Annotated in this window: 13 protein-coding genes; 4 read left to right on the top strand and 9 right to left on the bottom strand. The window is 73.1% G+C overall.

Going from position 1 to position 13007, the window contains the following annotated elements:
* The first annotated feature begins 6 nt into the window (after nucleotides 1-6).
* Nucleotides 7-837 (top strand): serine protease, encoded by an 831-nt coding sequence (locus OOK34_RS02990; protein ID WP_267032309.1) that lies wholly within the window; start codon nucleotides 7-9, stop codon nucleotides 835-837.
* A gap of 42 nt (nucleotides 838-879) precedes the next feature.
* Here the strand turns inward: OOK34_RS02990 and OOK34_RS02985 are convergent, their stop codons facing one another.
* Together OOK34_RS02985 and OOK34_RS02980 are read right to left on the bottom strand one after the other, a co-directional pair.
* Nucleotides 880-1635: a hypothetical protein gene (locus OOK34_RS02985; protein ID WP_267032308.1), complete on the bottom strand. Its 756-nt coding sequence runs from the start codon at nucleotides 1633-1635 to the stop codon at nucleotides 880-882.
* A gap of 10 nt (nucleotides 1636-1645) precedes the next feature.
* Nucleotides 1646-2419, bottom strand: a complete 774-nt coding sequence (locus tag OOK34_RS02980; RefSeq protein ID WP_267032307.1) for a hypothetical protein — start codon at nucleotides 2417-2419, stop codon at nucleotides 1646-1648.
* 235 nt (nucleotides 2420-2654) lie between these two features.
* Between OOK34_RS02980 and recA the strand changes: the two genes are divergently transcribed.
* From recA to OOK34_RS02965, 3 genes are all read left to right on the top strand, one after another.
* The gene (gene recA, locus OOK34_RS02975) at nucleotides 2655-3764 is read left to right on the top strand and encodes a recombinase RecA (RefSeq protein WP_267032306.1); all 1110 of its coding nucleotides are present in this window, start codon (nucleotides 2655-2657) and stop codon (nucleotides 3762-3764) included.
* A gap of 3 nt (nucleotides 3765-3767) precedes the next feature.
* Complete coding sequence (gene recX / locus OOK34_RS02970; protein ID WP_267032305.1) at nucleotides 3768-4331, top strand: recombination regulator RecX; 564 nt, start codon at nucleotides 3768-3770, stop codon at nucleotides 4329-4331.
* 147 nt (nucleotides 4332-4478) lie between these two features.
* Nucleotides 4479-7070: an FtsX-like permease family protein gene (locus OOK34_RS02965; RefSeq protein WP_267032304.1), complete on the top strand. Its 2592-nt coding sequence runs from the start codon at nucleotides 4479-4481 to the stop codon at nucleotides 7068-7070.
* 522 nt (nucleotides 7071-7592) lie between these two features.
* Here OOK34_RS02965 and OOK34_RS02960 read toward each other — a convergent pair.
* The 7 genes from OOK34_RS02960 to OOK34_RS02935 all read right to left on the bottom strand — a co-directional run bounded on the left by OOK34_RS02960 (nucleotide 7593) and on the right by OOK34_RS02935 (nucleotide 12963).
* On the bottom strand, nucleotides 7593-7979 hold the full coding sequence (locus tag OOK34_RS02960) for a rhodanese-like domain-containing protein (RefSeq protein WP_267032303.1): 387 nt from the start codon (nucleotides 7977-7979) through the stop codon (nucleotides 7593-7595).
* Entirely contained in the window at nucleotides 7976-8509 is a 534-nt protein-coding gene (locus tag OOK34_RS02955; protein ID WP_267032302.1) for a cysteine dioxygenase, read from the bottom strand. The genes OOK34_RS02960 and OOK34_RS02955 overlap by 4 nt, the downstream gene beginning before the upstream one ends.
* 75 nt (nucleotides 8510-8584) lie before the next feature.
* A complete protein-coding gene (locus OOK34_RS35315; RefSeq protein WP_311318651.1) occupies nucleotides 8585-8671 on the bottom strand; it encodes a putative leader peptide in 87 nt (28 codons plus the stop codon).
* 32 nt (nucleotides 8672-8703) lie between these two features.
* Nucleotides 8704-10275 (bottom strand): FAD-dependent monooxygenase, encoded by a 1572-nt coding sequence (locus tag OOK34_RS02950; RefSeq protein ID WP_267032301.1) that lies wholly within the window; start codon nucleotides 10273-10275, stop codon nucleotides 8704-8706.
* A 190-nt stretch (nucleotides 10276-10465) separates the two neighbouring features.
* Nucleotides 10466-11353, bottom strand: a complete 888-nt coding sequence (locus OOK34_RS02945) for an amino acid ABC transporter permease (RefSeq protein WP_267032300.1) — start codon at nucleotides 11351-11353, stop codon at nucleotides 10466-10468.
* Nucleotides 11350-12024, bottom strand: coding sequence for an amino acid ABC transporter permease (locus tag OOK34_RS02940; RefSeq protein ID WP_267032299.1), 675 nt, complete (start codon nucleotides 12022-12024; stop codon nucleotides 11350-11352). Before OOK34_RS02940 ends, OOK34_RS02945 begins: the two co-directional genes overlap by 4 nt.
* A gap of 84 nt (nucleotides 12025-12108) precedes the next feature.
* Entirely contained in the window at nucleotides 12109-12963 is an 855-nt protein-coding gene (locus OOK34_RS02935) for a glutamate ABC transporter substrate-binding protein (protein ID WP_267032298.1), read from the bottom strand.
* Between the last annotated feature and the right edge of the window lie 44 nt (nucleotides 12964-13007).

Here is a 13007-nt window from a genome sequence, read left to right as displayed (position 1 = left end):
CCCCACATGAACAAGCCTCTCGCCGCAGTCGCGCTCTCCTTACTCCTGACCGGAGTGGCGGCGGCACCGGCCATGGCCTCGTCCTCCGACACCGCGCCCGCCGTCGCGGTCACGTACGCGGGCACGGTCGCGCTCAGCAACTGTTCCGGCTCCGTCGTCCGCACCCCGAACTCCCAGCCCGGCGACCCCGCGCTCGTCCTGTCCAACGGCCACTGCCTGGAGACAGGCTTCCCGGCGGCTGGCGAAGTCCTCGTCAACCGGGCGTCCAGTCGCACGTTCTCCCTGCTCAACGCCTCGGGCTCGAAGGTCGCGACGCTGCGCGCCAGCAAGATCGCGTACGGGACGATGACGGACACGGACGTCTCGCTCTACCAGCTGACCAAGACGTACGCCCAGATCCAGAGCCAGTACGGGATAGCCGCGCTCACCCTCAACGACGCCCACCCGGTGCAGGGTTCGTCCATCAAGGTCGTCTCCGGGTACTGGAAGCGCACCTACAGCTGCAACGTCGACGGGTTCGCGTACCGCCTCAAGGAGGGCGCCTGGACCTGGAAGGACTCGGTCCGCTACACCTCGTCCTGCAACACCATCGGCGGCACGTCCGGCTCCCCGGTGATCGACACGACGACGGGGAAGGTCGTCGCCGTCAACAACACGGGCAACGAGGACGGCCAGAGCTGCACGGACAACAACCCGTGCGAGGTCGACGAGAGCGGCAACGTGACGGTCCGCCAGGGCATCAACTACGCCCAGCAGACCTACACCCTCGTCCCGTGCATCGGCCCCGGCAACCAGATCGACCTGACCCGCCCCGGCTGCGCCCTGCCGAAGCCGTAACCCCTGCCCGCCGTCGGGGCCCGCGCGCGGGGCGGGCCCCGGCTACGGGGTGGGGGAGGCCCCGGTGAGGGACATCCAGCGCCGGACGGTCTCCTGGTGGGAGCCGGCCGCCGTGCCCGCCGCCACCACCGCCGCGTCCCCGGCGGAGCACGGCACCCCCGCGCGGGTCAGGAGGACGAGCGGCCACTCCGGGCCCGCGCCGGGCGGCGCCCCGTCGAAGGGGGCCCAGTCCCAGGGTCCGTCGAACCGCCACGCCCGCCCCGAGGTGTCGGCGACCTCGTCGCCCGGCCGGAGGAACGCGTACGGCCGCATCAGCAGCTCGAAGGTGAAGGGGATCCCGTCGCCCGGGTGGATGGAGTAGCCCGTCCCGTCGAGATGGCTCCCGTCCGGGAACTCCCGATAGGACGAGCCGCGGCGCAGCACGGATACGGTCAGCCCGGGGCGCGGCAGCCAGCCCGTCTCCAGTGGGGGGTCGTGGTGGTCGACGGCCGTCACGTGAACCACGGTCGGCGGCACTCCGACCCGGCAGACGTCTCCCGCCTCGAGGCGCTCGGGAGGCGGGTCGGTCCGGAACAGCTCCGCCTCGGCCTCGGGCGCGACATACCCGTCCGACTCGACGCCCAGGCCGACGATTCCGTTCCAGAAGATGGAATCGCTGCCGGTGTCGATGCGCCACCACGGCCACCGCACCGAAACGCAGCCCCACATCACGCCCTGCTCGACCCTGGCCGGCGTGAAGGGGCAGGCGACCGACAGCACGTCACCGACTCGGAAGTCCGGCTCCCCCGCGTACGTCATCGGACCGGTCTCACAGTCCCTGTGCGGCCCGGAGCCGCTGGATCTGCCGGAGGGCGGGCTGCTCGGCGAGGCGGGGGTGCGGGTCCGGCCCCATCCCCACCATGTCGACGACGCACACGCCGACCCGGCTGACGATGCGGTCGAGGACCTCGTCGGGCGCGCCGGAGCCTTCCTCGTGGACGGTGATCCGGATGCGGATCGTGTCCTCGGGGAACCCCGCCGCGTCGAGGTCCTCGACCCGCACGGTCGCCTCGCGGCCCTCGTAGCCGTGCGGGGGGCAGTCGGCGACGGCCGAGCGCAGCTGCGCGAAGGACGTCGCGGCACCCGTTCCCGCATGGGACGCGAGGAAGGTCGCCTGCGGGGTCCCGGGCTCGTCGGAGTCGAAGGTCTGGGCGACGGCAGCTTGGGCGCCCCGCTGGCCGAGCAGGGCCCACATGGTGCCGCACGGGGCCGGGCCCGGCTGTGTCGGGTTGTCGAGCCTCAGCTCGGACGGGTGCACGTCCCGGATCCCGTGCTCGGGGGCCAGGACCCCGGGGACCTCGCCCGGCTGTAGCACCAGCTGCCGCAACCGCGCGGTGTCCGGTACCTCGCCGGCCGCCCCCGGCTTCGGCAGGGGAACGGAAGGGGAGGGCGCCGGACCCGTCCGCGCCGTCGCGGGCGCACCGGGGGCCTGGGTCCCGGCGGGGGAGCGGTCGGCGGCCACGGATCGCGGACCGCCGGAACAGGCGGAGAGTGCGAGGCAGCCGGCGGCCACCACCAGGACGGAGCGATGGTGCGTGAACATGTGGGCCCCCCGGCTACGAGTGGATCAGGATGATCCGCCCCGCACTGTAGCGGCGCCCGCAGCCGCTCCCGCAGCCGCGCCCGTCGGGGGTGGGCGTGGCTCGCTTGACAGGGAAATCGAACATCCATTCTGATGGGTTATCCACAGGCGAAACGGGCGCGGGAGCGCATTGTCAGTGGCAGGCGTTAGCGTCAATGGCGTGAAGCGATCGACTCAAGCAAACCGGGTGGAACCCATGGCAGGCACCGACCGCGAGAAGGCTCTCGACGCCGCTCTCGCTCAGATTGAACGGCAATTCGGCAAGGGTGCGGTCATGCGCCTCGGCGACAAGCCGAACGACCCCATCGAGGTCATCCCCACCGGGTCGACCGCGCTGGACATCGCCCTCGGCGTCGGCGGGCTGCCCCGCGGCCGTGTGATCGAGGTGTACGGGCCGGAGTCCTCCGGTAAGACCACCCTGACCCTGCACGCCGTGGCCAACGCGCAGAAGGCCGGCGGCACCGTGGCCTTCGTGGATGCCGAGCACGCGCTCGACCCCGAGTACGCCAAGGCCCTCGGCGTGGACACCGACAACCTCATCCTGTCGCAGCCGGACACCGGCGAGCAGGCGCTGGAGATCGTGGACATGCTGGTCCGCTCCGGCGCGCTCGACCTGATCGTCATCGACTCCGTCGCGGCGCTCGTGCCGCGTGCGGAAATCGAGGGTGAGATGGGCGACTCGCACGTGGGTCTCCAGGCCCGCCTGATGAGCCAGGCGCTCCGTAAGATCACGGGTGCGCTGAACCAGTCCAAGACCACCGCGATCTTCATCAACCAGCTCCGCGAGAAGATCGGTGTGATGTTCGGCTCGCCGGAGACCACCACCGGTGGCCGCGCGCTGAAGTTCTACGCCTCCGTCCGCCTCGACATCCGCCGTATCGAGACCCTCAAGGACGGCACGGACGCGGTCGGCAACCGCACCCGCGTCAAGGTCGTCAAGAACAAGGTCGCGCCGCCCTTCAAGCAGGCCGAGTTCGACATCCTCTACGGCCAGGGCATCAGCCGCGAGGGCGGCCTGATCGACATGGGCGTGGAGCACGGCTTCGTGCGCAAGGCCGGTGCCTGGTACACGTACGAGGGTGACCAGCTGGGCCAGGGCAAGGAGAACGCCCGCAACTTCCTGAAGGACAACCCCGACCTCGCCAACGAGATCGAGCGGAAGATCAAGGAGAAGCTCGGCGTGGGCGTCCGTAAGGACGCCAAGGACGCCGAGGGTGCCGCGCCGGCCGCGGCCGCCGACGCCGCCGTGCCCGCCCCCGCGTCGAAGGCCAAGACGACGGCCAAGGCCGCCGTGGCCAAGAGCTGACCCGTGCGGGAGCAGGAAAGGGGCGGCGCGGGCGGCGGCCGTGAGGGCCGCCAGGAGCTGCCGCCCCAGAGTCCCGAGGAGCAGGCGCGGGCGATCTGCCTGCGTCTGCTCACCGGGATGCCGCGCACCCGGCGGCAGCTCGCGGACGCCCTGGCGAAACGGGGCATCCCCGAGGAGGTGTCGCAGGAGGTCCTCTCCCGGTACGAGGAAGTGGGCCTGATCGACGACGCCGCCTTCGCCGGGGCCTGGGTCGAGTCCCGGCACCGCGGCCGGGGCCTGGCCCGCCGGGCGCTCGCCCAGGAGCTGCGGACCAAGGGGGTGCACACCACCCTCGTCCAGGAGGCGCTGGAGCAGCTGGACTCCGAGCAGGAGGAGCAGACCGCCCGGGAACTCGTGGAGCGCAAGCTCCGCGGCACCCGTGGCCTGGAGCGGGACAAGCGGATCCGGCGCCTCGCCGGGATGCTCGCCCGCAAGGGATACCCGGAGGGCATGGCCCTGCGGGTGGTCCGGCGCGCCCTGGAGACCGAGGGCGAGGACGCCGACGATCTGGGATACCCCGGGGAGTGAGCCCCGCACGGGCCCGGGGGCGGGGCCCGTCGGCGCGGAGCCGGGGGCCCGGGGGCCGGGCGCAGGTCCGGGGTGGGGGTAGCCCCCGTACGACGAGGCCAGGGTGCTCCAGTGCCGAAAAGCGGGCCCGCGGCCAGAGTTGACCACATGATGCTGCGTTACGCCCTTCAGACCATCAGGGACCGCAAAGCCGGTTTCCTCGGAGCCTTCGTCGCCCTCCTGTGCGCCGCGGCATTGATCACCGCCTGCGGCACACTCCTGGAAACCGGACTCCGCGGCACCATCGCCACCGAGCGCTACGCGGGCACTCCCGTGGTGGTCTCCGCCGACCAGAACGTCCACGCGACCACGGTCAAGGAGAAGAAGGGCAAGACCAAGACGAAGCACAAGGCCAAGCCCGTCGCGGAGCGGGCCTGGCTTCCGGCCTCGGCCGTGGAGACCGTCCGTACCGTGCCGGGGGTCGAGCGGGCCGTACCCGAGCTGACCTTCCAGGCCGTCCCGATGGTCAAGGCACCGGGCGGGGCCTCGGGCGGGGCCTCGGGCGCGGCCTCGGGCGGGGCGAAGCCCTCGTACGGCCACGCCTGGACCTCCGCCGTCCTCACCCCCTTCACGCTCGCCGAGGGCCGCGCCCCCCAGGGCGGGGACGAGGTCGTCATCGACCGCGACCTCGCCGCCCGGACGGGGCTGGGAGCCGGCGCCCGGCTGACCGTGCAGGCCACCGGCGAGCCGAAGACCTACACGGTCAGCGGCGTCGCGCGGGCCGCCCGCGGCGACCTCGGCCGGCAGACCTCGCTGTTCTTCAGCGACACCGAGGCCGAGCGGCTCGCCGCCCGCGCCGGACAGGTCACCGCCATCGGGGTACTGCCCCGGCCCGGAGCGGACGCCGCAGAGCTGGCCGGCCGCATCGGACGGGCCCTGGCCGCCACCCCGCAGGGCGCCACCGCGCAGGTGGCCTCCGGGGACGGGCGCGGGCCGGTCGAGTTCCTCGACGCCGCCGGAGCACGCGTCAAACTGGTCTCCATGGGCGGGGCCATGGGCGGCACCTCCCTCCTCGTCGCGATCCTCGTGGTCGTCGGCACCTTCGCCCTCTCCGTCCAGCAGCGCTACCGCGAACTCGCCATGCTGCGAGCCATCGCCGCCACCCCGAAGCAGCTGCGGCGCATGATCGGCCGCGAGGCCCTGCTCGTCGGCCTGGCCGCCGGGATCGCCGGCTCCCTCGCCGGACTGCCGCTGGCCTCCTGGCTGCACGGCCGCTTCATCGACACCGGGGCGATCCCGGCCACCCTGGAGCGCACCGCCGGGATCTTCCCGATGTTCGCCGCCGTCGGGGCGAGTCTGCTCGGAGCCTGGGCCGCCGCGCACATCACCGGCCGGCGGATCGCCCGGATCCGCCCCGCCGAGGCGCTGGCCGAAGCCGCCGTCGAGCGGGGACGCCCCGCCTGGATCCGCACCGTGGCCGGACTGCTCCTGCTCGCGGGCGGAGTGGTGCTGGTCGTCGTACTCGGCTCGCTGCGCACCGAGCCGGCGTCGACCCCGGTGACCTTCCTGGCCGTGGTGGTCCTGGCCGGCGCCGTGTCGCTGCTCGGCCCGCTGCTGGTCCGGGGCGCGACCGCGCTGCTCGCCGGACCGCTGCGGCTGACCGGCCCGGGCGGCCGCCTGGCCACCGCCAACCTGCGCGGCAACGCCACCCGCATGGCCTCCGCCGTCACCCCGCTCACGCTGCTGATCGGCATGACCTGCACCGTGCTCTTCGTCACCCCCACTCTCGGCGACGCGGCCCGGGCGCAGGCCCGCGACGGGGTCCGGGCCGAGTGGGTGCTCGCCGCGCAGGGCCCCGGCGTGAGCGCCGGCGCCGCCGAGCGGATCCGCCGTACGCCCGGCGTCACGGCGGCGACCGAGATCGTGCACACCTCGGTACGGGTCGGCCTGACCAAGTACGGAGCCCAGGGCGTGACCCCGGCCGGCCTGACCCGCACCTGGGACCCCCAGGTCACCAGCGGGAAGCTGGACGGCTTCGGCGAGGGCAACGCCGCCGTCAGCGAACTCGCCGCCGAGCAGCTCGGGCTGAAGCCCGGCAGCCCGCTGCGGCTGACGCTGGGCGACGGGACGCCGGTGACGCTGACGGTGTCCGCCGTGTACGCGCGGGGGCTGGGCTTCGGGGACCTGACCCTGCCGCACGCCCTGGTGGCCGGGCACGTGGACAACCCGCTGGCCGGCAGCGTGCTCGTCGCGGCGGAGCCGGGCACCGGGCGGGAGCAGCTGGCCGCCGCGGTACGGGACTTCCCGGGGGTGGCGGTGCTGTCCGCGGCGGACGCCGACGCGGCACGGGCGGAGCAGCAGGCCGCCGGGGCCGAGATCAACCTCCTCGCCATGGGCCTGGTGCTGGCCTTCACCGCCATCGCGGTGGTCAACACCCTGGCGATGTCCACCGCCGAGCGGCTGCGGGAGTTCGCGATGCTGCGGCTCGCCGGGGCGAAGCGGCGGCAGGTACTGCGGATGATCCGTACGGAGACCCTCGCCGTGCTGCTGATCGGGGCGGTGCTGGGGTCGGGGATCGCGCTCGCCGTCCTGACCGCGTTCAGCGTGGGCATGACCGGGTCCGCGGCGCCGGCGGTGCTGCCGCTGGTGTACGCGGTGGTGGTCGGCGCGGCCGGACTGCTGGCGCTGGTCGCCACAGCCGTCCCCGGCCGCCTCGCCCTCCGGGTCCCGCCGGTGGAAGTCGCCACCGCCAAGGCGTAGCCCCGCCCGTGGACTCCGCCGCCCCGCCCCGCCTTTGCCGCCGGCGGGGCGGTGGTGCGGGGCGGCTGCGCCGCCGGAGCCGGGCTGCGCCCTGGTCTCCTGGGGCTCCGCCAGTGGGGTAGCTGGCCCGGGGGGCATGCCGCTGCGCGGAGCGGTCCCCTACCCGCCCTTCGCCCGTTCCCGCCTCAATCGCCGGCGCGGCTCACTACACGGCGCTCCGCGCCCGCGCCTCAATCGCCGGCGGGGCTGAAAAATCCAGCCCCGCCGGCGATTGAGGCGCTGGGGGCGGAGCCCCCAGGGTCTTTCAGCCCCGCCGGCGTTTGAGGCGCGGGTCCGGGCAGGGCCCGGGGAACGGTGGAAGGGCGGGTAGGGGACCAGCCCGCGCAGCGGCCACCACCCGCAGCACGACCACCGGCCCCCGGCCAGGGCCCGACGGCCGGAGGCCGGCGCAGCGGCGCGAAGCCGGGGAGGCCCGCCAGGGCCGAGCCGCGCGAGCGGCGCGTCAAGAAGGGGTGCGGCGCGTCAGGAAATGGGCAGCCCGGCCGCGCGCCAGGCCTGGAACCCGCCCGTGAGGTCCGTCGCGCGGCGCAGCCCGAGCGCGTGGAGGGAGGCCGCGGCCAGCGAAGAGGCGTAGCCCTCGTTGCAGATCACCACCACCCGCAGGTCGTGGTCCACCGCCTCGGGCAGGCGGTGGGAGCCCTGGGGGTCCAGGCGCCACTCCAGCTCGTTGCGCTCGACGACCACCGCCCCCGGGATCAGCCCGTCCCGCTCCCGCAGCGCCTGGTAGCGGATGTCCACCAGCAGCGCCCCGGCCCGCGAGGCCTCGTACGCGGCCTGCGGCCCGATGCGGGTGTAGGTGGAGCGGACCCGCTCCAGCAGGGCGTCGATGCCGATCGGCGCGGCGCTCACTGCCAGTCCGCCGGACGCTCGACGGCCTCCAGGCGCAGCACCGGACCGCTGCGTCCGTACCGGCGGATCAACGGCAGCGGCGGGTAGTACGCGTGGACGGAGACCGCGTGCTCCGACGGGGACTCGTTGAGCACCTCGTGGACGTGGTGCTCGCCGAAGGCCCGCCCGGTGCCCGCGCCGAGGCCGCGCGTACGGTCCACCTCGGGGGCGAGTTCCAGGGACTGCCAGCCCTCCGAGGGCAGCCGTACGCTGAGGGAGTGCTCGGTGAGCCGGCCCCGCGCGGTGGCGAACGCGCCCCGGGACTCGGCGTGGTCGTGCCAGCCGGTGCCGGTGCCCGGGGGCCAGCCGATCAGCCAGGCCTCACTGCCGCCCGGACCGTCGAGCCGGATCCAGGTACGGCCCTCCGGGTCGAGGGGGAGCGAGTCCACGATCGCGGGGTCGGCGGCGGTGCGCAGGGCGAAGGCGAGGAGTTCCGCCGCCGTGGGGGCGGCGGAACGGGCAGGGGCATGCGTGGAGACAGGGGCAGACATGGGGTGACCGTCCTGGGGGTTCGCGAAGGTGCGCGCGGGCCCGGAAGGGCACGGGGCGCGCGGAGGGAAGGCGAATCAGCAGGAAGGGCGACACACGCAGCCCGCGTAGCGGAGCAGGTCCATGTGAACCCTCCGCCACAGGCGTACGTCGTTGCCGGTCATGTCCGCGAGTGAACCACGAGTCACCTAGAGCGTCAATCGATCACCGGAGCGGGCGCGGCCGGAGTGTCGGCCGGGGCACCCGCCCGGACGGCGTCGGCCGCTTCGTACAGCTCGGCCGGGCGGACCCCCGCGAAGGTGGCCGCCAGGTGCCCGTCGGGCCGTACCAGGAGCACGGTGTGCGCCGGCGCCCCCGGGTAGCCGTCGGCGACCAGCAGGTCCGCCGGGACCGGCAGGGCGCTGACGGCCGCCGCGAGGCGGGGCATCAGCCCGGCGCCCAGCCAGTGCCGCCGGTCCCAGACCCCGGTGCCCGGCGCCACCAGCAGCACCAGCAGCCGGCCCCGCCCCAGCAGGTCGCGCAGCGGGACGGTGGCTCCGTCGGGCGCGGTCACCGGTACGTTCGCCACGGGCCCGCCCGGCTCGGTCGCCGTCGGGACCTCGCGCACGGCCACCGGCGGGGCGTACACCGGCTCCGCGCCCAGCGGGCCCCGCCCCAGGTGTCCGTCGGTCAGCAGGGTTTCGGCGCCCCGCCCGGAGCCGGGGAGCAGGGTGCGCAGGCCGCCCCCGCCGCGCAGTGCGGGCATCGCCTGGTCGGCGGCGCGCAGCCGGGCGGCGACGGCGGTGCGCCGTTCGCCCTCGTAGCTGTCGAGCAGGGCCTCGGAGGCGCCCTGGTGCCAGGCCAGGGCCAGCTTCCAGGCGAGGTTCTCCGCGTCGCGCAGCCCCTCCTCGACCCCCTGGGTGCCGAGCGCGCCCAGCAGGTGCGCGGCGTCCCCGGCGAGGAAGGCCCGGCCGTCGCGCCAGCGCCGGGCGAGCCGGTGGTGGAGGGTGTGCACCCCCGTGTCGATGAGGTCGTACGGGGGAGTGGCGCCCCCGCACCACAGGGCCAGGGTGTCGCGGATGAGGGTGACGAGGGTGTCCGGGGTGACGAGTTCCCCGCGCGAGGGCAGCAGCCAGTCGAGCCGCCACACCCCGTCGGGCAGCGGCCGGGCGGTGACCTCCTCGGGCCCGGACGGCGGGCTGCGGTGCAGCAACGCTTCGCCTGGCCAGGGCAGTTCGCAGCGCAGGGCGGCCACGGCGTGCCGCTCCACGGCGGTCCGGCCGGGGAAGCGGATGCCGAGCAGCTTGCGCACGGTGGAGCGGGCTCCGTCGCAGCCGACGAGGTGGCTGCCGCGCCACCAGGCGGGCTCGGCGCCCCGGGTGTGCGCGGTGATCCCGTGGGCGTCCTGCTCCAGGGAGTCCAGCTTGGCGTCGGTGACCAGCTGGACCAGGGGGTGTGCGGTGGCGGCGTCGCGCAGCCCGCGCGTGAGGGCGTGCTGCGGCAGGTGCAGGGGGGCGCTCTGGCCCTCGAAGGTGATCCGCCGGGACTCCTGGCGGCGCCTCATGGTCCGCCAGGCCGCGAAGTGCGCGCCCTCGTCGCGCAGCGTCGTACAGCCCAGCCGGTGCGCCATGGCGGCGGTGTCGGTGTGCAGGACGACGCTGCGGGCGGGCCGGGGTTCCTCCTTGCCGGGCCCTTCGTCGAGGAGGACGGAGGGCACGCCGTGGCCGGCCAGGGCGAGGGACAGGGACAGTCCGACGGGCCCCGCGCCGACGACGATCACCGGGTCCATGATGCGGCTCCCGATGTCCGGTATGTGATCACAGAACGTATGCAACCCACTGGAGGTTCCGGCGTCAAGTGACACCGGCCCGGACAGCACTGTGTGGTGCGGCGGAGGATTCCGCCGCACCACACGGGCTACGCACTATGGCTGACCCTATGTCAGCCCTCCGGCGGCCGGTCGGCCGGGCCCGGTCAGGTCAGCCCGTCGCCGCCGCGCCGGTGGCCAGGTCGCTGACCTCGGCCACGCCGACCACCGCGCCGGTGCTCTTCTTCGACTTGCGCAGCCGCCCCTCCAGCCAGGAGGCGAAGCTGGTGAGGGCGAAGTTCACCGCGATGTAGATCAGGGCGATCACCACGAGCGTGGCGATGGTGTTGCTGTAGTTCGCCGAGATCTGCCGGTTCGTGGCCAGCAGTTCGGTGAGGCCGAGCAGCGAGCCGCCGAGCGCGGTGTCCTTGAGGATCACCACGAGCTGGCTGACCAGGGCCGGCAGCATGGCCGTGACGGCCTGCGGGATCAGCACGTGGACCATGGTCTGGCCCTTGCGCATGCCGATCGCCTTGGCGGCGTCGGTCTGGCCGCGCGGCAGGGAGAGCACGCCCGCCCGGACGATCTCGGCGATGACGGCGGCGTTGTACAGGACCAGGCCGGTGATCACCGCGTAGAGCGGCCGGAAGTCGGAGGACACGGCGGGGACGAACTTCACGAAGAAGGCCGACCCGAAGATCATCAGCATCAGCACCGGGATGGCGCGGAAGAACTCGACGACCGCGCCGACCGGGACGCGCACCCAGGCGTGGTCCGAGAGCCGGCCGACGCCCAGCAGGGCGCCCAGCGGCAGGGCGATCACCATGGCGATCGCGCCGGCCTTGAGGGTCTCCAGCAGGCCGGGGATCAGGAAGGTGGTCCAGATCCTGCCGTCGGTGACGAAGGGGGTCCACTTGTCGGCGTCGAGCTGGTGCTTGTCGGCCATGACGGACAGGATCCACCAGGCGGCGAGCGCGAAGAGCACCAGGAAGATGCCGGTGTAGATCCAGTTGCGCGCCTTGGCCTTGGGGCCCGGGACGTCGTACAGCACGGAGGTCATCGCTTCACCGCCACTCGCTTGGCCACCCAGCCCAGTACCAGCCCGGTGGGCAGGGTCAGCAGACAGAAGCCGAGGGCGAAGATCCCGAAGACGGCGAAGAGCGCGTCCGCCTCGTTCTCGACCATTTCCTTCATCAGCAGGGCCGCTTCGGCCACGCCGATGGTCGCCGCCACCGTGGTGTTCTTGGTGAGTGCGATCAGTACGTTCGCGAGCGGCGCGACGACCGCCCGGAAGGCCTGGGGGAGCACGACCACGGTGAGCACCTGGAAGAAGCTCAGCCCCAGCGCACGGGCGGCTTCGGCCTGGCCGACGGGCACGGTGTTGATGCCCGAGCGCAGCGCCTCGCAGACGAAGGTGCCGGTGTAGGCGGTCAGTCCGAGGACCGCGAGCCGGAAGCCGATCTCCTTGAAGGTGCCACCGCCCAGCGTGATGCCGAGGGTCTGGCTCAGCCCGAGCGAGCAGCCGATGATCAGCAGGGTCAGCGGGGTGTTGCGGACCAGATTGACGTACGCGGTGCCGAAGCCCCGCATCAGCGGGACCGGGCTGACCCGCATCCCGGCCAGGACGGTGCCCCAGATCAGGGAACCCACCGCCGAGTAGAGGGTGAGCTGAACCGTCACCCAGAAGGCTCCGAGCAGGTCGTACTGCCCGGAATCAAGAAAGTCGAACACGTTGCCCTGCGCTCTCCCCAGGATGGCCGGTGGGGCGCGCCGCCGCCCACGGACGGGCGGGCGGCGGCGCACCCCACCGGGAAATCAGCTGCCTTCGGTGATCTGCGGGGCAGGCTCGTTCTTGTAGTCGGCCGGGCCGAGGTTCTTCTTCACGGCCGCCTCCCAGGAGCCGTCCGCGACCATCTTCTTGAGCGCGGTGTTGATCTTGGTCTGAAGGTCCTTGTCGCCCTTCTTCAGACCGATGCCGTAGTTCTCGCTGCTCATGTTCAGGCCGACGAGCTTGAACTTGCCCTTGTTCTTCTCCTGCGCGGCGTAGCCGGCGAGGATCGAGTTGTCCGTGGTCAGCGCGTCGACGGACTTGTTCTCCAGGCCCGTCAGGCACTCGGAGTAGCCCGGGAGCTCCTGCAGGTCGGCGTCCTTGGCGAGGTCCTTCTTGATGTTCTGCGCGGAGGTGGAGCCGGTGACCGAGCAGAGCTTCTTCTTGTTGAGGTCCTCGACCTTGGTGATGCCGGTCTCGTCGGCGCGGACCAGCAGGTCCTGGTGGGCCAGGAAGTACGGGCCGGCGAAGTCGACCTTCGCCTTGCGCTTGTCGTTGATCGAGTAGGTCGCGGCGATGAACTTGACGTCTCCGTTGGAGATCAGGTTCTCGCGCTCGGCGCTGACGGCCTGCTTCCACTCGATCTGGTCCGGCTGGTAGCCGAGCTCCTTGGCCACGTAGGTGGCGACGTCGACGTCGAAGCCCTCGAACTTGCCGTCGGGGGTCTTCAGGCCCAGGCCCGGCTGGTCGAACTTGATGCCGATGACGATCTTGTCCGACTTGGTGCCGCCGGAGGCGCCCGCGTCGCTGGCGCCTTCCTTGTCGCCGCTGCCACAGGCGGTCGCCGTCAGGGCGAGGACGACGGCCGTGGCGACGGCCGCGCCGGCCTTGAGAACCTTCATGGTGAACTTCCCTCGGGTGAGACGTTGTTGCACGACGAGCCAGG

Source organism: Streptomyces sp. NBC_00091 (genome assembly GCF_026343185.1).
In the GTDB taxonomy this organism is placed as follows: Bacteria; Actinomycetota; Actinomycetes; order Streptomycetales; family Streptomycetaceae; genus Streptomyces.
The sequence above is the reverse complement of the archived record's forward strand: the minus strand, read 5'-3'. Positions and strand labels throughout refer to the sequence as shown.